The organism is Brevundimonas sp. UBA7506 (genome assembly GCF_002479495.1).
GTDB lineage: Bacteria > Pseudomonadota > Alphaproteobacteria > Caulobacterales > Caulobacteraceae > Brevundimonas.
In genome coordinates, this window is the sequence record NZ_DLNQ01000002.1 from 37,539 (window position 1) to 55,102 (window position 17,564).

Genomic DNA, 17,564 nt, shown 5'->3' on the forward strand with positions numbered 1-17,564 from the left:
CGGGGGCGCGATCCGGATCGCGCCCCCGTTAAGATGGAGTAGCCCGTGTGGGGGACGTCAGGTCTTGGCGCCGGCCCGGCCGCGGCCCAGCTCGCGGTTCAGCCACAGGGCCAGCAGGGTGCAGACCGCGCCCGACAGCAGATAGCCGCCGCCGGCCGCCAGGCCGAACTTGCCCGACAGGGCCAGTGCGGCCAGAGGGGCGAAGCCTGCGCCGAACAGCCAGGCCAGGTCCGAGGTCAGGGCTGAGGCGGTGTAGCGGTTGGCCAGGCTGAAGCTGGAGGCGATCGAACCGGAAGCCTGACCGAACGACAGGCCCAGCAAAACGAAGCCCAGGATCATGTAGGCCAGCTCGCCTAGGGGGCCGCCGTCCAGCATCTGCGGTGCGAAGCCCGAGAAGGCGGCGATCCCGGCGGCGGTGACGCCCAGCAGGGCGCGACGGCCGTAGCGATCCGCCAGCCAGCCCGAGGCCAGGATGGCGGCGAGGCCGAAGACGGCGCCGACCAGTTCGATCATTAGGAAGCGGCTGGGCGCCTCCTCGGTGTAGAGGAAGACCCAGGACAGCGGGAACACCGTCACCATGTGGAACATGGCGAAGCTGGCCAGGGGGGCGAAGGCGCCGATGACGATGCCGCCGCCTTCTTCACGCACGGTCTTGCCGACCGGGGCGGGGTGCAGCTCCAGAGTCTCGAAGGCGGCCTGGAAGGCAGGCGTCACCACGATGCGCAGGCGGGCGAACAGGGCCACGACGTTGATGGCGAAGGCCACGAAGAAGGGATAGCGCCAGCCCCAGTCGAGGAAGTCGGCGGCCGACAGCTTGCTGAGGAAGTAGGCGAACAGGGCGCTGGCCACGATCAGGCCGAAGGGCGCGCCCAGCTGCGGCACCATGGCGTACCAGCCACGACGGTTCTCGGGCGCGCTGACGGCCAGCAGCGAGGCCATGCCGTCCCAGGCGCCGCCCAGGGCCACGCCCTGACCGATGCGCAGCACGATCAGCATGACCGCCGCCCAGTGGCCCGCCTGGGCGTAGCTTGGCAGGAAGCCGAGGCAGACGGTGGACAGACCCAGCAGGAAGAGGGCGATGGTCAGCTTCGTCCCGCGTCCGAAGCGCCGGTCGATCTCGATGAACAGGGCCGTGCCGAGGGGACGAGCCAGGAAGGCCACGGCGAAGACGGCGAAGGACAGCAGGGTCCCGCCCAGCGGCCCTGCATAGGGGAAGACCAACTGCGGAAAGACCACGACCGAGGCGATCGCATAGACGAAGAAGTCGAAGAACTCCGACGTGCGACCGATGATCACGCCGATCGCGATTTCTCCGGCGTCGATTTTGCCGTGTCGCGCGTTGATCTGGCTGGCGTCCCGCTCAAGGGACTCTGAAGAAGGCGCGCCGCTGGTGGCGTTCATGATTGATGACGTTCCCTGGACCCGGGCGCGACACGCGCGCCGACATGGTAAGAATGACGAAAGCCGCCATTTGCTCCCGATCGGCGTCGGGGGGGATAGGACGGATTGTCCAATGTCGTCTCTTGGCGGCCGGGGGTAGGGGCGGCGCACAATGACCGTGCCAGAGCCTCATTTCCGGACAGGAGCCTTCGTGCGCCGCCTGCGACCCCTTCTGTTGTTGCCCTTGCTGGCCCTGCTGCCTGGCTGTGAAGCCGTGGTGCTGTCGCCGGCCGGGGATATCGCCGCCCAGCAGCGAGACCTGCTGCTGATGTCGGTCTTCCTGATGCTGATCATCATCATCCCGGTGATGGCGCTGACCATCTTCTTCGCCTGGAAGTACCGGGAATCGAACAAGGAAGCCCGCTACGAGCCGGACTGGGATCACTCGACCCATCTGGAACTGGTGATCTGGGCCGCGCCGCTGCTGATCATCATCTGCCTGGGGGCCATCACCTGGTCGGGCACCCACCTGCTGGACCCCTACCGCTCGCTGGACCGGGTCAACAAGGGCCAGGCCGTCGCCGAAGGGGTGGAGCCGCTTCAGGTCAACGTGGTCGCCATGGACTGGAAGTGGCTGTTCATCTACCCCGAGTACGGCATTGCCACGGTCAACGAGCTGGCCGCGCCGGTCGATCGGCCGATCCGCTTCCACATCACCTCGACCGGGGTGATGAACTCCTTCTACATCCCCGCCCTGGCCGGTCAGATCTACGCCATGCCGGGCATGGAGACGAAGCTGCACGCCGTCATCAACCGCCCGGGCGAATACGTCGGCTTCTCGGCCAACTATTCCGGCGACGGCTTCTCCAATATGCGTTTCGCCTTCCACGGCCTGGACGACGCCGGCTTCGACCAATGGGTCGCGGGCGTGCGCGCCGACAGCAAGAGCCTGGATCGCGAGACCTATCTGGAGCTGGAGAAGCCCAGCGAGAAGGTGCCGGTCATCCATTACGCCTCGGTCGACGAGGGCCTGTTCGACGCCGTGCTGAACATGTGCGTCGAGCCGGGCAAGATGTGCATGGGCGAGATGATGGCCATCGACAAGAAGGGCGGCCTGGGCCTGACCGCCGTCCACGCCACCTGGCCGCTGGCCTATGACAAGTACGCCCGTCGCGGCGAGGCCGTTCTGGGTTCGGGCGACTCCTACGTCATGGCCGTCTGCACCCCGCTGGAGGCCGAGAAGGCCGCCGTCGACGCCGCCCGCCGTCGCCAGCAGCTGGCCGCCGAGATGACCCGTTCGACGCCGACCGCTCGCGTCATGGGGGCCGGCCTGGCGCGTCCGGGCCAGGCGACCGAACTGGCCCAGTCCGCCCCGTCCTTCGTCTCCGCCTTCACCGCGCCTGCCGCCGCCGACGCGCCCGCGTCGCAATCCTGAGCGCCTGACCCACATGTCTACTGATCAAATCGCATCCATGATCTTCGGAAGGCTGACCTGGGACGCCTTGCCGTTCCACGAGCCCATCCTGGTGGTCACCTTCGCCGTCGTCGTTCTCGGCGGCCTGGCGACCCTGGCCCTGATCACCCGCTACAAGCTGTGGGGCTACCTCTGGACCGAGTGGTTCACGACGGTGGACCACAAGAAAATCGGGATCATGTACATGATCCTCGGCCTCGTCATGTTCCTGCGCGGCTTCGCCGACGCGTTGATGATGCGCCTGCAGCAGGCCATGGCCTTCGGCGGCGCCGAGGGCTACCTGAACGCTCACCACTACGACCAGATCTTCACGGCTCACGGCGTGATCATGATCTTCTTCGTGGCCATGCCCATGATCACCGGCCTGATGAACTATCTGGTGCCGTTGCAGATCGGGGCGCGCGACGTCTCCTTCCCCTTCCTGAACAACTTCAGCTTCTGGATGACGACGGCCGGTGCGATCGTTGTGATGATGTCGCTGTTCGTCGGCGAATTCGCGCGCACGGGCTGGCTGGCCTATCCGCCGCTGTCCGGCATCGGCTACAGCCCCGGCGTCGGGGTCGACTATTACATCTGGGCCCTGCAGATCGCGGGGGTGGGCACCACCCTGTCCGGCATCAACCTGATCGCGACCATCGTAAAGATGCGCGCGCCGGGCATGGGCCTGATGAAGATGCCGGTCTTCACCTGGACCTCGCTGTGCGCCAACGTCCTGATCGTGGCTTCCTTCCCGGTGCTGACCGCCGTTTTGGCCCTGCTGTCGGCTGACCGCTACATCGGCACCAACTTCTTCACGAACGACTTCGGCGGCAACCCGATGATGTACGTGAACCTGATCTGGATCTGGGGTCACCCCGAGGTCTACATCCTGATCCTGCCGCTGTTCGGCGTCTTCTCGGAAGTCACCTCGACCTTCTCGGGCAAGAAGCTCTTCGGCTACACGTCGATGGTCTATGCGACAGTGGTGATCACCATCCTGTCCTACCTGGTGTGGCTGCACCACTTCTTCACCATGGGCTCGGGCGCATCCGTGAACTCCTTCTTCGGGATCACGACGATGATCATCTCGATCCCGACAGGGGCCAAGCTGTTCAACTGGCTGTTCACCATGTATCGCGGCCGCATTCGCTTCGAGCTGCCGATGATGTGGACGGTCGCCTTCATGCTGACCTTCGTGATCGGCGGCATGACGGGCGTCATGCTGGCGGTGCCGCCGGCTGACTTCGTCCTGCACAACTCGTTGTTCCTGATCGCCCACTTCCACAACGTCATCATCGGCGGGGTGCTGTTCGGCCTGTTCGCCGCCATCAACTACTGGTGGCCCAAGGCCTTCGGCTTCAAGCTGGACAAGAAGTGGGGTCTGGTCAGCTTCTGGTGCTGGGTGGTCGGCTTCTGGGTCGCCTTCATGCCGCTGTACGTCCTGGGCTTTATGGGCGTGACGCGCCGGATGAGGGTCTTCGACGATCCGGCCTATCAGATCTGGTTCGTCATCGCGGCGGTCGGCGTCGGCATCATCGCCGTCGGCATCCTGGCCATGCTGATCCAGTTCGCCGTCTCCATCATCAACCGCGACAAGCTGCGCGACGAGACGGGCGACCCGTGGCACGGCCGCACCCTGGAGTGGGCCACGTCCTCGCCGCCGCCGGACTACAACTTCGCCAAGACGCCGATCATCCATGACTCGGACGCCTGGTGGGACATGAAGGCGCGCGGCTACGAGCGTCCGGTCGAGGGCTTCAAGGCCATCCATATGCCGTCCAACACTGGCGCGGGCGTGATCCTGGCCGGCCTGTCGACGGTCGTGGGCGTCGCCCTGATCTGGTATATGTGGTGGCTGGCGGCGCTCGGCTTCTTCGCCCTGATCGCCTACGCCATCTTCCACACCTTCAACTACAAGCGCGACTACTACATCCCGGCCGAAACGGTGCAGGCGACCGAGGACGCGCGCTCCAAGGCCTTGGCGGCCGCAACGTCGCAGGGGTGATCCGATGAGCCACGCTTCTTCCCTGAACCCCGACTACGTCGACGAGGCCGGGCGGCCGATCTACCACCCGGTCGAGGAACCGCATCACCCGGAAGGCCACAGCACCATGCTGGGCTTCTGGATGTATCTGATGAGCGACTGCCTCATCTTCGCGATGCTGTTCGCCGTCTATGCCGTGATCGGCGGCAACTATGCCGCCGGCCCGGCGCCCAAGGACCTGTTCGACCTGCCGCTGGTGGCGCTGAACACGTCCATGCTGCTGCTGTCGTCGATCACCTACGGCTTCGCCATGCTGGCCATGGTCAAGAACCGCACGGCCCAGATGCAGACCTGGCTGGCGATCACCGGCCTGTTCGGCCTCTGCTTCCTGGGGATCGAGCTCTATGAGTTCGCCCACATGATCCACCTGGGCGCCACGCCCCAGCGCAGCGGCTTCCTGTCGGCCTTCTTCTTCCTGGTCGGCACCCACGGCCTGCACGTCACCTTCGGCACGATCTGGCTGGTCACCCTGATGGTCCAGGTCTGGCAAAAGGGTCTGATCCCGGCCAACAAGCGCCGCCTGATGTGCCTCAGCCTGTTCTGGCACTTCCTGGACGTCATCTGGATCGGCGTCTTCACCTTCGTCTATCTGTTCGGGATGCTGCGATGAGCGCCGAGGCCCACAACGAACACGCTGTCGATCATCACGACGATCACCACCACGGCGACGATCACGACCATGGCTCGTTCAAGAGCTACATGATCGGCTTCCTGCTGTCGGTCGTGCTGACGGCGATCCCGTTCTGGCTGGTCATGACCGAGGCCCTGGCGCCCCAGACGACCGGTCTGGTCATCACGGCCTTCGCCGTGGTGCAGATCATCGTGCACATGATCTTCTTCCTGCACATGAACCATAAGTCCGAGGGCGGATGGAACATGCTGGCGCTGATCTTCACCATCGTCATCGTGGTGATCGCTGTCGCGGGCTCGGTCTGGGTGATGTACCATCTGAACGTCAACATGATGCCCACCCACGACATGCAGACCATGGGCTGAGCCCCAGCGGGCGAGGCAGGGAGAAGCGCCATAGAGCCGTCGTCGCGACCTGTCCGGCCGCCGCGCAGCATGACCGCCCTGATCCTGGGCGCGGTCGTGTTCGCGGTTCTGTTCGCGGGCTTCTCGGCGCTCGGCGTCTGGCAGGTGCAACGGCTGGCCTGGAAGCGGGAACTGATCCGTCAGGTCGAGGCCCGCATCCACGCCGCGCCCGTCGCCGCGCCGCCGCCGGACCAGACCATCACGCGCCAGGCCGATGAGTATCGTCGGGTCGTCGTCAGCGGCCGCTTCGATCATCGGCACGAGGCCCTGGTGAAGGCGGTCACGGACCTGGGGCCCGGCTATTGGGTCGTGACGCCGCTGATGACCGATCAAGGCTTTACGGTCCTGATCAACCGCGGCTTTGTCCCGCCCGAGCGGCAGAAGCCTTCGGACCGCACCGCGGGTCAGATCGAGGGGCCGCAGACCGTTGTCGGCCTGCTGCGTCTCAGCGAGCCGGATGGTGGTTTCCTGCGCGCCAATGATCCGGCGGGCGACCGCTGGTTTTCGCGCGATGTGGCAGCCATCGCCAAGGCGAGGGGCCTCGAAGGGCCGGTCGCGTCCTACTTCATCGACGCCGACGCCACACCCAATCCCGGCGGCTGGCCTCGCGGCGGCCTCACCGTGGTGCGCTTCGCCAACAGCCACCTGATCTATGCCCTGACCTGGTTCGGGCTGGCGCTGATGTCGGCGGCGGGCTTTGTCTTCTTCCTGCGCGAGGAAAGGAAGCGCAGGCGATGAGCGCGATGCGGTTCGCACGCAGCCTGCTGGGTCTGGACGACCGGGCCGAGGCGCCGGTGTCGCCGGGCGCGGCGGGGCGGCGCAACATGCTGTTGCTGATCCAGTTGCGCTGGCTGGCGGTGATCGGCCAAGTGGTGACGATCGCTGTCGTCCACTGGGGGCTGAAGATCCCGCTGCCGCTGGGGATGCTGTTGCTGGCGCCGGCCGGGCTGGCGATGATGAACCTGGCCAGCGCCCCGGTCACCCTGCGTCGTCAGAGCGTGACCGATCCCGAACTGATGCTGGCGCTCTTCGTGGACGTGGCCGCCCTGACCTGGCTGCTGTTCTTCAGCGGCGGGACCAGCAATCCCTTTGCGGCCCTCTATCTGATGCAGATCGTGCTGGCGGCGGTGCTGCTGCGGCCGCCCTACGCCTGGGGCTTTGTTCTGGTCACCAGCGCCTGTCTGGCCTGGCTGGCGGTCTGGCACCAGCCGTTGCCGCTGCCGCCCGACACCGACGCCCACATGGGGCTGATCCAGGCCGGCGCCTTGGTCAACTTCATCCTGATCGCCGTGCTGCTGGTCGCCTTTGTGACGCGCACGACGCAGAACGTGCGGGCGCGCGACGCCTACCTGGCCGACGCGCGGCAGCAGGCGGCGGAGCAGGATCACATCGTCCGCATGGGGCTGCTGGCCTCGGGCGCGGCGCACGAACTGGGCACGCCCCTGGCCTCGCTGTCAGTCATCCTCAGCGACTGGAAGCGGATGCCGGCTCTGGCCGCCGACGCGGACCTGACCTCCGACATCGCCGAGATGCAGGCCGAGGTCGAGCGCTGCAAGACCATCGTCACCGGCATCCTGATGTCGGCGGGCGAGGCGCGGGGCGAGGCGCCGACCATCACCACCCTGGGCGGCTTCCTGTCCGAGATCGTGGCGGACTGGCGTGAAAAGTCGAACGACGCCATGGGCGTGGTGCTGAAGGATCCAACGCCGCGCAATCCGCGCATCATCGCCGACCCCGCCCTGAAGCAGGTGTTCAGCGCCCTGCTGGATAACGCCCATGAAGCCGGGGCCGAGCGGATGGTCATCGCGGCGACGCTGGGCGACGATCTGCTGTCGGTCGAGTTCAACGACGACGGCCCCGGCTTCACGCCCGACATCCTCGAGCGGCTGGGCCAGCCCTATCAGTCGACCAAGGGACGGGCAGGGGCGGGGTTGGGGCTCTTCCTGCTGGTCAATGTGATGCGCAAGCTGGGCGGCGGCGTCGTCGCCGTCAATCGACGCGACGGGGGCGCCAGCGTGCGCCTGACCCTGCCTCTGGAGGCCCTGGCTCCCAAATGACCGAACCGAACGACGCCCCCCGCCAGTTGCTGATCGTCGAGGACGACGAAGCCTTCGCCAAGACCCTGCGCAAGTCGTTCGAACGACGGGGCTATGAGGTGGTTTCGGCGCGCAGCCATGAGCAGCTGGTGGAACTGCTGGCGGTTCATCATCCGCGCTACGCCGTGGTGGATCTGAAGCTGGGCGCGGCCTCGGGCCTGACCTGCGTCCAGACCCTGCACGCCTTTGATCCTGAGTTGGACATCGTGGTCCTGACCGGCTTCGCCAGCATCGCCACGGCGGTCGAGGCCATCAAGCTGGGCGCGCGTCACTATCTGGCCAAGCCCGCCGGCACGGACGAGATCGAGGCGGCCTTCGCCCGACAGGAAGGCGACCCCGACGCCGCCCTCAGCGCCCGTCCGACCTCGATCAAGACCCTGGAGTGGGAGCGCATCCACGAGGTTCTGGCCGAAACCAATTTCAACATCTCCGAGACCGCGCGGCGTCTGGGGATGCACCGCCGCACCCTGGCCCGGAAGCTGGAGAAGCGTCAGGTCACCTGACGCCGCTGGTCAGTGCGCGCCGCGTCCGAACAGGCGCAAGGCCTGATGCAGCAGAACGGCCAGCACCCCGCCGACGATCAGGCCCAACAGGGCCGACAGCAGGGCGGTGATCGTCCAGCTGATCGCGCCGGCCAGCGGCCCGAACACCGCGCCGACCGCATGAGCCAGATGCTCCACGGGTTCCGCAGGCCAGGCGAGGCCCAGCGTGTGCGTGCCGTGCAGCAGAATGCCGCCGCCGACCCACAACATGGCCACGGTGCCGATGATGGACAGTGACGAGAAGACGCCCGGCATGGCCTTGACCAGGCCGCGCCCAACGGCCCGGCTGGTCCTGGATGCGCGTTCGGCCATGTGCAGGCCGATGTCGTCCAGTTTCACCAGCAGGCCCACCGCGCCGTAGACGGCCACGGTCATGGCCAGGCCGACCACGATCAGAACCCCGGCCTGGGTGGCGAGCGGCGCGTCGGCGACGTCGGCCAGGGCGATGGTCATGATCTCGGCCGACAGGATCAGGTCGGTCCGCACGGCGCCTGCGACCGTGGTCTTTTCCAGATGGGCGGGATCGTCGCTGACTGGGGCTTCCTCGGCCTCGTGGCCGCCGAACATCTCCAGCACCTTCTCCGCCCCTTCGAAGCAGAGGTATGCACCGCCGCACATCAGCAGGGGCGTAATGGCCCAGGGCGCGAAGGCGGTCAGCAACAGGGCTACAGGCAGGATCAGCAGCAGCTTGTTACGGATCGAGCCCACGGCGATCTGGCCGATGATCGGCAGCTCGCGGCTGGGCGACAGGCCAGTGACGTACTTCGGCGTGACTGCGGCGTCGTCCACCACGACCCCGGCCGCCTTGCTCGCGGCCTTGCTTGATGCGGCGCCGACGTCGTCGATGGAGGCGGCGGCCAGCTTGGCTATGCTCGCTACATCGTCGATCAGGGCCATCAGTCCAGAGGGCATGGGCGCACCAGCAAGGCAGTAAGAAGGGCAGAGCCTGTTTCCTGCCTGCGACAATGAGTCTTGGGAAGAGGCTGCGCTTCGCCTTCAACAGGAACGCAGCGAATGGCGCGCCGATATCCCCCGAGAAGGGAGAGCCTAGTCTGGACATACTTGAGAGAGACGATGGTGGGTGATCACAGGTTCGAACTGTGGACCCGCTGATTAAGAGTCAGCTGCTCTACCAACTGAGCTAATCACCCGTACCGTCGTCTGCGCCCTTGGTGTGGCGCCGGTTCTTCGCAGCGACCCGCTGGGTTGCCCGAAGGGCCGTCCTATTACTCAGGAAGCGGAGCGGGCGCAAGGGCTGATTGCGGGATTTTCTAAAGTTTGTTCCGCGCGCTAAGGTCGCGGCCGGAATCAGCCGCCGGCAGACGCGGCACGAGGAAATTACACACATGGCGTTCTGGAACCGTCGGCGATCGATCGATGCCATGCTGGTCCCGCATGAGGGGCCGGCGCTGAAAAAGACGCTGAGCTGGCCGCACCTGATGGCCCTGGGCGTCGGCGCCATCGTCGGTACCGGCATCCTGACCCTGATCGGGGTCGGCGCCGGGCTGGCCGGTCCTGCGGTGCTGATCAGCTTCGCCCTAGCCGGTCTGGTCTGCGCCTGCGCCGCCCTTGCCTATGCCGAGCTGTCGACCATCATGCCCGCCTCGGGCAGCGCCTATACCTATTCCTACGCCTCGCTGGGCGAGATCTTCGCCTGGGTCGTGGGGTGGAGCCTGATCCTGGAGTATTCGCTGGTCGTCTCGGCGGTGGCCGTGGGCTGGTCGGGGTACGCCATTCCCTTCCTGGCCGGCCTGGGCGTCGACCTGCCGCTGGCCCTGACGGTCGGCCCGCATGTCGAGGGCGGTCTGATCAACCTGCCCGCCGTCTTCATCATCGCCGTGGTGACCGGCCTGCTGCTGATGGGCACCAAGGAAAGCGCCACGCTGAACGCCGTGCTGGTGCTGGTGAAGATCGCCGCCCTGGTGGCCTTCGTGGCCATCGCCCTGCCGCACTTCGACTCGGCCAACTTCACCCCCTTCATGCCGCACGGCTTCGGCGCGCCCTTTGTCCAGACGGGCGTTATGGCGGCGGCGGCCATCATCTTCTTCGCCTTCTACGGTTTCGACGCCATCGCCACGGCCGCCGAGGAAACCAAGAAGCCCGAGCGCGATCTGGCCATCGGCATCATCGGCTCGATGGTGGTCTGCACGGTCCTCTATATCGTCGTCGCCGCCGCCGCGATCGGCGCCGCGCCCGTCGCCAGCTTCTCGGACAGCCCTGAACCCCTGTCGCTGATCATGCGCGGTTTGGGGCAGGGCGTGGCCGCCCAGTGGATCGCGGCGGCCGCCGTCATCGCCCTGCCGACCGTGCTGCTGGCCTTCCTGTTCGGCCAGAGCCGCATCTTCCTGGGCATGGCCCGCGACGGCCTGCTGCCCAACCGTCTGGCCAAGATCTCCAATCGCGGCGTGCCGGTCGTGGTGACGGTCTTCACCGCCATCGTCGTCGCCATCCTGGCCGGCATCATGCGTCTGGACGAACTGGCCTCTCTGGCCAACGCCGGCACCCTGATGGCCTTCATGGCCGTGGGCGTCAGCCTGATCGTGCTGCGCGTGCGCGAGCCGAACCGCGAGCGCAAGTTCCGGACCCCGCTGTGGTGGCTGGTCGGCGGCATCGCCATCATCGGCTGCATCGTCTTCTTCTTCAGCCTGAAGGCATCGACGCAGCTGTACTTCCTGCTGTGGAACCTGTTCGGCCTGGCCATCTACCTGCTGTGGTCGTCGAAGAACGCCCGCCTGGCCAAGAGCCCGGAGGCCTGATGGCGCGGCGCGATCTGACGGGGGCGGTGGATTTCACCGTCCTCGAGACCATGACCGGCGGCATGGACGATGTGACCGAAGAGGTGCTGGGCCTGTTCGTCCAGCAGGCGGCCCTGTGGTCGCCGCTGCTGGACGCGGCGTCCGAGGGCTGGCGCGATGCCGTCCACACCATTCGCGGGGCCGGCGCCGGCATCGGCGCGCGTGATCTGGCCGCGGTCTGCCATGAGGTTGAGCACGGCGAGCAGGCTCTGGCCGCGGCGGGACTGGAGCGGGTCAGGACGGCGCTGGACGTGGCCTTGGGCGACATCGCCGCCTATCGCCACGAACTGATGCTGAGGGGCCTGAAGGGGTGACCCTTGGTCCTTCTCCCCTTGAGGGAGAAGGTGGCAGGCGTCAGCCTGACGGATGAGGGGCGCTTACGCGAGGTTTCCGGTCTGGAAGTCGCGTTGATCAACCTCATGTCATCGTCGCGCTGACACCCCTCATCCGGCCCTGACGGGCCACCTTCTCCCTCAAGGGGAGAAGGAAAGTTTAGCCTCGCGTGGCGTCGTACCTGGCGAACTCGTGGGCGATGCAGCGGTCGATCAGCAGGCGCCAGACCGGCTCGGCGATGTCGGGCGACAGGCCTGCGGGTTCGGCGGCGGCCAAGACCTTGGCCACCACGTCGTCGATGCGGGCCTGGTCGAAGACGGCGTCGCGGTTCGGCTTGATGCGGGCGGCGGCGTCCATGTAGCGTTGACGCTCGGCCAATAGCGTTACCAGAGCCCGGTCCAGCGCATCCACGCCCTGACGCACGTCGATCATGGAGGCGCAGTCTTCCGGGGCCTTGCGGTCGTCGATGGCGACGGTGCGGGGGGCGGTCATCAGGTCAGCCGACAAAGGCGCGCTCCAGAACATAGTCGCCGGGCTCGGCGTTCGAGCCTTCCTTAAGGCCGTAGGATTCCAGCAGTTCGCCGGTCTCCTTGATCATGGCCATCGAGCCGCAAAGCATGACGCGGTCGCTGTTGGGCGAGAAGCCGATGGGCAGTTGCAGGTCGGCGAAGACGTCGCCCGACTTGATGCGGTCGGTGATCCGCCCCGGCGTCTCGAAGCGCTCGCGGGTCACGGTCGGATAATAGGTCAGCTGGGCCTTGGCCTCGTCGCCGATCAGCGGATCGTCGTGGATCTCGTGGGTGAAGAAGTCGCGGTAGGCCAGGTCGGCGACGTTGCGCACGGTGTGGCAGACGATGACCTGCTTGAAGCGGCTATAGGTCTCGGGATCGCGCGCCACCGACAGCCACGGCGCCAGGCCCGTGCCCGTGCCGATCAGCCACAGACGCTCGCCGCCGGTCAGGGCGTCCAGCACCAGGGTGCCCGTCGGCTTCTTGCCCATCAGGACGCTGTCGCCCGCGACGATCTTCTGCAGGCGCGAGGTCAGGGGACCGTCCTCGACCTTGATCGAGAAGAACTCAAGCTCCTCGGCCCAGAAGGGGCTGGCGATCGAGTAGGCGCGCAGCACGGGCTTGGCGCCGTCTTCGCCGGGAAGGCCGATCATGACGAACTCGCCCGAGCGGAAGCGGAAGTCCTCGGGCCGTTTCACGCCGAAGCTGAACAGCTGGTCGTTCCAGTGGCGGACCCACAGGACCTCGAGGTCGTGGAAGGGGCTGGCCTTGACGGGGGGCGTAGCGAGGGAGGCGTCGGACATGGGGCCTAACTAGGCGGTCGCGGGCGAATGCGAAAGGCTCGCGGGCGTCGCAGCCGCGCAGATTTGCGGATGACGGCGGAAGATTCCGCCTCTAGCTTCGCCGCCATGCGCACATTTCTTCTTGCTTCGACGATCCTGATGGCCGCGACCTCGGCCTTCGCCCAGTCCACGCCGCAGCCGGCGACGCCGCCGGCCGCCACGGCCCCGGCCTCCTCGATCCTGACGGTCGAGCGGGTCTTCGCCAATCCGTCCCTGTCCGGGCCGGTCGCCAAGGGCGTCAGCCTGTCGCCGGACGGCGAGCTGCTGGCCTTTCTGCGCTCGCGCGAGGACGACGTGGACGTGCTGGACCTGTGGGCCGCGCCGGTGAAGGGGGGCGAGCCGTTCAAACTGATCGACGCCCGCGCCCTGGTGCCCGACGCCGGCGAACTGTCCGAGGCCGAGAAGGCACGCCGCGAGCGCATGCGGATTTCGCAGCGCGGCGTGGTCGAATATTCGTGGGACGAGCAGGGCCGCTACATCCTGGCCCCGCTGGAAGGCGATATCTTCCTGGCCAACCGCGCTGACGGCGCCGTGCGCCGTCTGACGGAAACCACGGCGGACGAGATCGACGCCAAGGTCTCGCCCAAGGGCTCTTTCGTCAGCTTCGTGCGGGATCAGGACCTGGTGGTGCTGAACCTGGCCACGGGCGCCGAACAGGCGATCACCACCGACGGCGACGGCCTGATTACCTGGGCCACGGCCGAGTTCATCGCCCAGGAAGAGCTGGATCGCGACACCGGCTACTGGTGGAGCCCGGACGAGCGTTTCATCGCCCTGCAGCGCACGGACGAGACCCAGGTCGACGTCATCCCGCGCCTGGACATCACCGGCGGCGGCGCTTCGGTGATCGAGCAGCGCTACCCGCGCGCCGGTCGCCCCAACGCCGTGGTCGAGCTCTATGTGCAGGACGTGCAGGCGGGCAAGCGGGTCAAGGTCGACCTGGGCGCCGACACCGACATCTACCTGGCCCGCGTCAACTGGGCCAAGGACGGGCGGACGATGTACGTCCAGCGCCTGTCGCGCGACCAGAAGACGCTGGACCTGCTGAGCGTTGACCCGACGACCGGGGCCAGCCGCGTCATCGCCACCCAGCGCTCGACCGCCTGGGTGCCGTTGAACCACGACTTCAAGCCGCTGACGAACGGCGACTTCATCTGGGCGTCGGAGGAGACCGGCTGGAAGCACCTGTATCTCTACGGCCGGGACGGTCGTCGTCTGCGCGCGATCACGCGCGGCGACTATCCGGTCAAGGCGCTGGACGGCGTCAACGAGGCGACCGGCGAGGTCTTCTTCACTGCCTCGATGCGCGACGGCAAGGAATACCCGATCGAGCAGCAGCTGTTCCGCGCCAGCATGAAACGCCCGATCGCGCCGGTCGAGATCACCCCGCGCGGCGGGTGGTGGAGCGCCTCGGTCAACAGAACCGGCACGGCCTTCGTCGGCAACTACGCCGACGTGAACACGCCGCCGCAGTCGGCCCTGTATTCGATCGACGGCCAGCGCCTGCGCTGGATCGAAGAGAACCGGCTGCAGCCGGGCCATCCCTTCTGGCCCTATGCCGAGCGCCAGCAGAAGCCGACCTTCGGCACGCTGCAAAGCCACGGCGAGACCCTGGTGTGGCAGATGACGACGCCGCCGGGCTTTGATCCGACCAAGACCTATCCGGTCGTCATGCAGGTTTACGGCGGGCCCTCCGGCGGCGGCGTGAAGAACGCCTGGCAGGGCGCGACCAACCAGCTGCTGACCGAGGCCGGCTACATCGTCTTCCGCCTGGACAACCGGGGCGAGGGCGACCGTTCGGCGGCCTTCAAGCAGGCCCTCTATCTGAAGATGGGCCAGCCCGAGATCGAGGATCAGGTCATCGCCGCCGACTACCTGCGGTCGCTGCCCTATGTCGATGACAGCCGCATCGCCATGATGGGCTGGTCCTACGGCGGCTTCATGAGCCTGATGGCCCTGACCGAGCCGAAGATGGGTCTGGCCTCGGCCCTGGCCGGCGCCCCGCCGACCGAGTGGAGCCTCTACGACACGGCCTATACCGAGCGCTACATGTCGACGCCGCAGGCCAATGTGGAAGGCTATGCCGCCTCGGACGTGCTGGGCCGTCTCGACAACCTGACCGGGCGTCTGCTGCTACTGCACGGCATGGCCGACGACAACGTCATCTTCGAGAACACCACGCGGGTGCTGAACGCGCTGCAGGAAAAGAGCATCCCCTTCGAGACCATGCTCTATCCGGGTCAGCGCCACGGCGTGCGCGGCAATGAGAGGCAGCTTCACCTATGGCGCACCTACCTCGACTTCCTCGACCGCACCATCGGCACGCGGGCGCCCGTCAAGGCGGACTGATCGCGGCGGCGGCTGCCGGAGCCCTCTGTTGGGGGGCTGTAACCCCGGCAGCCGCACAGGCGACGGCATCCCATTCCGGCTGCCGATTGCTCAGCCAGATGGCTCCTGCCGAGCAAGCCGAAATTCGTCGCGACGCCGCCGCGCGCGGACGTTCCATTCCGGATGGAGCAGATGTCGAGATCTGCCGAGAGAGGGCGACCTCTGCGGCGTCGTTCATCGGAATGCTGCAGACCATGGATGAGCGCTACCGAAGCGTGCTGCGATGGTCGCCGCCAGACGCCTTGAGGATACAGGACGGAGGCAACGCCCAGATGCAGGGCGTGATGGTTCTGCTCAAGGACAACATCGAAAACCGCGACATGCCGACCACGGCCGGTTCGCTGGCCTTGCTCAGCCATGCGCCCGGCCGTGACGCGCCCATCGTGGCGCGGCTGCGAGATGCGGGGGCTGTCATCCTCGGCAAGACAAACCTGTCGGAGTGGGCCAACATCCGCTCGTCGCAGTCCATCAGTGGCTGGAGCGCGGTGGGCGGCCAGACGCGCAACCCCTATGATCCGGAACGCACGCCCTGCGGCTCGTCCTCGGGCAGCGCGGTCGCGGTGGCCATCGGACTGGCGCCGATCGCCATCGGCACCGAGACGGACGGCTCGATCACCTGCCCGGCCTCGGTCAACGGCGTGGTTGGTTTCAAGCCGACCGTGGGCCTGGTCAGCCGCACACACATCGTGCCCATCAGCCATTCGCAGGACACCGCCGGGCCTATCGCCACGACGGTCGAGGACGCGGCCATCGTCCTGAGCGTCATCGCCGGTTCCGATCCCGCCGATCCGGCCACCGTCGAGGCGGATGCGCGCAAGGTCGACTATCGCGCGGCGCTGGACGCCAACAGCCTGCGCGGCGCCCGCATCGGGGTGATGCGCTTCCTGCTGCCCGCCTATTCGGCCGAGACGCGCGCCGAGTTCGAGCGGGCCCTGGTCGCCCTGCGCGCGGCGGGGGCCGAGGTGGTCGAAATCGAACAGGCCCCGCCCGACCTGCGCGCCATCGGCGGCTGGGAGCTGACGGTCCTGCTGACCGAGTTGAAGCACGATCTGAACCTCTATCTGGCCTCGACCGACCCCGCTCAGGTCAAGGCGCGAACCCTGGCGGACGTCATCGCCTTCAACGCCGCTGAACCGCGCGAAACGGTGTTGTTTGGCCAGGACCTGTTTGAGCGGGCCCAGGCGACTGGCGGCCTGACCGACCCCGCCTATGTCGAGGCGCGGGCGAAGTCGCTGCGGGCGGCAGGGCCGGACGGCATCGACCGGATGATGGCCGAGCACCGCGTCGTGGCCCTGATCGCGCCGACCACCTCGCGCGCCTGGACCAATGATCCCAAAGACGAGGACGACATGCAGGGCTCGGCCAGTCGGTTGGCGGCGGTGGCGGGCTATCCACACCTGAGCGTGCCCATGGGCTTTGACCGGGGGATGCCGGTTGGCCTCAGCTTCATCGGCGGCAAGTGGGACGACGCCCGCATCCTGTCGCTGGGCCATGCCTATGAGCAGGCCACGCATGAGCGCCGACCGCCGCCCATGCCCCAGCCTGCCCTCTGAGCAACCTCGGCCGTTCAGGCGGGTTAAACGGCCATGGAAAAGCTGTTCAACCATTTCGCCAACACGACGGCCAAGGTCGCGGGACGGCCGTGGACCTTCATCCTGTGTCTGCTGCTGGTGCTGGGCTGGGCCGTAACGGGCCCGGTGTTCAAGTTCAGCGAGACCTGGCAGCTGGTGATCAACACCGGCACGACCATCATCACCTTCCTGATGGTCTTCCTGATCCAGAACACCCAGAACCGCGATGCGGCGGCCATGCACGCCAAGCTGGACGAGCTGGTCTATGCGGTGAAGAAGGCCGATGCGGGTTTCATCGGTATCGAGCATCTGACCGACAAGGAACTGGCGGTCATCCTCAAGGAGGTCGAGCGGCGCGGGCGCGACATCCACGCCGGACAACCGGCTCGAGCGGTCCGGGGACGGCCGGCCTCTCGTGTCGAGGAGGACGGCGCGCTCGAGGGCTCGGCGAAAAATAGAGTCTAATTCGTCTGAATAGTCTGAAATCCCTCCGGGGCGACGGTCCGAAGGACATGATGGCGCATAAAGGGACGGGGGCGCGCCAAATGGGCCAGAGAGGCGCGCAAACGCCGTGAT

At 66.8% G+C, this 17,564-nt stretch carries 16 protein-coding genes and 1 tRNA gene; 12 read left to right on the plus strand and 5 right to left on the minus strand.

Going from position 1 to position 17,564, the window contains the following annotated elements; genetic code table 11:
* Window positions 1–57 precede the first annotated feature (57 nt).
* Window positions 58–1,401: an MFS transporter gene (locus B3K53_RS00780; RefSeq protein ID WP_292082045.1), complete on the minus strand. Its 1,344-nt coding sequence runs from the start codon at window positions 1,399–1,401 to the stop codon at window positions 58–60.
* A gap of 190 nt (window positions 1,402–1,591) precedes the next feature.
* Here B3K53_RS00780 and cyoA point away from each other — a divergent pair, with 190 nt between their 5' ends.
* The 7 genes from cyoA to B3K53_RS00815 all read left to right on the plus strand — a co-directional run bounded on the left by cyoA (window position 1,592) and on the right by B3K53_RS00815 (window position 8,511).
* Window positions 1,592–2,815: a ubiquinol oxidase subunit II gene (gene cyoA / locus B3K53_RS00785; protein WP_292082048.1), complete on the plus strand. Its 1,224-nt coding sequence runs from the start codon at window positions 1,592–1,594 to the stop codon at window positions 2,813–2,815.
* A 37-nt stretch (window positions 2,816–2,852) separates the two neighbouring features.
* The gene (gene cyoB, locus B3K53_RS00790) at window positions 2,853–4,838 is read left to right on the plus strand and encodes a cytochrome o ubiquinol oxidase subunit I (RefSeq protein ID WP_292082050.1); all 1,986 of its coding nucleotides are present in this window, start codon (window positions 2,853–2,855) and stop codon (window positions 4,836–4,838) included.
* Between the two features lie 4 nt (window positions 4,839–4,842).
* Window positions 4,843–5,487: a cytochrome o ubiquinol oxidase subunit III gene (cyoC, locus tag B3K53_RS00795; protein ID WP_292082053.1), complete on the plus strand. Its 645-nt coding sequence runs from the start codon at window positions 4,843–4,845 to the stop codon at window positions 5,485–5,487.
* Complete coding sequence (gene cyoD, locus B3K53_RS00800; protein ID WP_292082055.1) at window positions 5,484–5,873, plus strand: cytochrome o ubiquinol oxidase subunit IV; 390 nt, start codon at window positions 5,484–5,486, stop codon at window positions 5,871–5,873. Before cyoC ends, cyoD begins: the two co-directional genes overlap by 4 nt.
* Before the next feature lie 69 nt (window positions 5,874–5,942).
* Window positions 5,943–6,650 (plus strand): SURF1 family protein, encoded by a 708-nt coding sequence (locus B3K53_RS00805; RefSeq protein ID WP_292082057.1) that lies wholly within the window; start codon window positions 5,943–5,945, stop codon window positions 6,648–6,650.
* A complete protein-coding gene (locus tag B3K53_RS00810; protein ID WP_292082059.1) occupies window positions 6,647–7,969 on the plus strand; it encodes an ATP-binding protein in 1,323 nt (440 codons plus the stop codon). Before B3K53_RS00805 ends, B3K53_RS00810 begins: the two co-directional genes overlap by 4 nt.
* Complete coding sequence (locus B3K53_RS00815; RefSeq protein ID WP_292082061.1) at window positions 7,966–8,511, plus strand: response regulator transcription factor; 546 nt, start codon at window positions 7,966–7,968, stop codon at window positions 8,509–8,511. Before B3K53_RS00810 ends, B3K53_RS00815 begins: the two co-directional genes overlap by 4 nt.
* A gap of 9 nt (window positions 8,512–8,520) precedes the next feature.
* Here B3K53_RS00815 and B3K53_RS00820 read toward each other — a convergent pair whose 3' ends face one another.
* Window positions 8,521–9,462: a DUF808 domain-containing protein gene (locus tag B3K53_RS00820; RefSeq protein ID WP_292082062.1), complete on the minus strand. Its 942-nt coding sequence runs from the start codon at window positions 9,460–9,462 to the stop codon at window positions 8,521–8,523.
* Window positions 9,463–9,625: 163 nt separating this feature from the next.
* Window positions 9,626–9,701 (minus strand) — tRNA-Lys (locus B3K53_RS00825).
* 195 nt (window positions 9,702–9,896) lie between these two features.
* On the opposite strand from B3K53_RS00825, the gene B3K53_RS00830 reads away from it, so the two are divergent.
* Window positions 9,897–11,306: an amino acid permease gene (locus tag B3K53_RS00830; protein ID WP_292082063.1), complete on the plus strand. Its 1,410-nt coding sequence runs from the start codon at window positions 9,897–9,899 to the stop codon at window positions 11,304–11,306.
* A complete protein-coding gene (locus B3K53_RS00835; protein WP_292082064.1) occupies window positions 11,306–11,659 on the plus strand; it encodes an Hpt domain-containing protein in 354 nt (117 codons plus the stop codon). Before B3K53_RS00830 ends, B3K53_RS00835 begins: the two co-directional genes overlap by 1 nt.
* Window positions 11,660–11,837: 178 nt before the next feature.
* On the opposite strand, the gene B3K53_RS00840 is transcribed toward B3K53_RS00835, so the two are convergent.
* Window positions 11,838–12,170, minus strand: coding sequence for a chorismate mutase (locus B3K53_RS00840; RefSeq protein ID WP_292082066.1), 333 nt, complete (start codon window positions 12,168–12,170; stop codon window positions 11,838–11,840).
* Window positions 12,171–12,174: 4 nt separating this feature from the next.
* On the minus strand, window positions 12,175–12,990 hold the full coding sequence (locus B3K53_RS00845; protein WP_292082067.1) for a ferredoxin--NADP reductase: 816 nt from the start codon (window positions 12,988–12,990) through the stop codon (window positions 12,175–12,177).
* A gap of 105 nt (window positions 12,991–13,095) precedes the next feature.
* Between B3K53_RS00845 and B3K53_RS00850 the strand changes: the two genes are divergently transcribed.
* The 3 genes from B3K53_RS00850 (at window position 13,096) to B3K53_RS00860 (ending at window position 17,453) form a co-directional block, all read left to right on the plus strand.
* Complete coding sequence (locus B3K53_RS00850; RefSeq protein WP_292082069.1) at window positions 13,096–15,378, plus strand: S9 family peptidase; 2,283 nt, start codon at window positions 13,096–13,098, stop codon at window positions 15,376–15,378.
* A 98-nt stretch (window positions 15,379–15,476) separates the two neighbouring features.
* A complete protein-coding gene (locus B3K53_RS00855; RefSeq protein WP_409515789.1) occupies window positions 15,477–16,970 on the plus strand; it encodes an amidase in 1,494 nt (497 codons plus the stop codon).
* Between the two features lie 33 nt (window positions 16,971–17,003).
* Entirely contained in the window at window positions 17,004–17,453 is a 450-nt protein-coding gene (locus B3K53_RS00860) for a low affinity iron permease family protein (RefSeq protein WP_292082072.1), read from the plus strand.
* Window positions 17,454–17,564: the final 111 nt, after the last annotated feature.

Bases quoted from the DNA above. Each gene is read 5' to 3' on its own strand.
- B3K53_RS00780 (WP_292082045.1), bottom strand. From the start codon at position 1,401: ATGAACGCCACCAGCGGCGCGCCTTCTTCAGAGTCCCTTGAGCGGGAC.
- cyoB (WP_292082050.1), top strand. From the start codon at position 2,853: ATGATCTTCGGAAGGCTGACCTGGGACGCCTTGCCGTTCCACGAGCCC.
- cyoC (WP_292082053.1), top strand. From the start codon at position 4,843: ATGAGCCACGCTTCTTCCCTGAACCCCGACTACGTCGACGAGGCCGGG.
- cyoD (WP_292082055.1), top strand. From the start codon at position 5,484: ATGAGCGCCGAGGCCCACAACGAACACGCTGTCGATCATCACGACGAT.
- B3K53_RS00805 (WP_292082057.1), top strand. From the start codon at position 5,943: ATGACCGCCCTGATCCTGGGCGCGGTCGTGTTCGCGGTTCTGTTCGCG.
- B3K53_RS00810 (WP_292082059.1), top strand. From the start codon at position 6,647: ATGAGCGCGATGCGGTTCGCACGCAGCCTGCTGGGTCTGGACGACCGG.
- B3K53_RS00815 (WP_292082061.1), top strand. From the start codon at position 7,966: ATGACCGAACCGAACGACGCCCCCCGCCAGTTGCTGATCGTCGAGGAC.
- B3K53_RS00820 (WP_292082062.1), bottom strand. From the start codon at position 9,462: ATGCCCTCTGGACTGATGGCCCTGATCGACGATGTAGCGAGCATAGCC.
- B3K53_RS00830 (WP_292082063.1), top strand. From the start codon at position 9,897: ATGGCGTTCTGGAACCGTCGGCGATCGATCGATGCCATGCTGGTCCCG.
- B3K53_RS00835 (WP_292082064.1), top strand. From the start codon at position 11,306: ATGGCGCGGCGCGATCTGACGGGGGCGGTGGATTTCACCGTCCTCGAG.
- B3K53_RS00840 (WP_292082066.1), bottom strand. From the start codon at position 12,170: ATGACCGCCCCCCGCACCGTCGCCATCGACGACCGCAAGGCCCCGGAA.
- B3K53_RS00845 (WP_292082067.1), bottom strand. From the start codon at position 12,990: ATGTCCGACGCCTCCCTCGCTACGCCCCCCGTCAAGGCCAGCCCCTTC.
- B3K53_RS00850 (WP_292082069.1), top strand. From the start codon at position 13,096: ATGCGCACATTTCTTCTTGCTTCGACGATCCTGATGGCCGCGACCTCG.
- B3K53_RS00855 (WP_409515789.1), top strand. From the start codon at position 15,477: ATGGCTCCTGCCGAGCAAGCCGAAATTCGTCGCGACGCCGCCGCGCGC.
- B3K53_RS00860 (WP_292082072.1), top strand. From the start codon at position 17,004: ATGGAAAAGCTGTTCAACCATTTCGCCAACACGACGGCCAAGGTCGCG.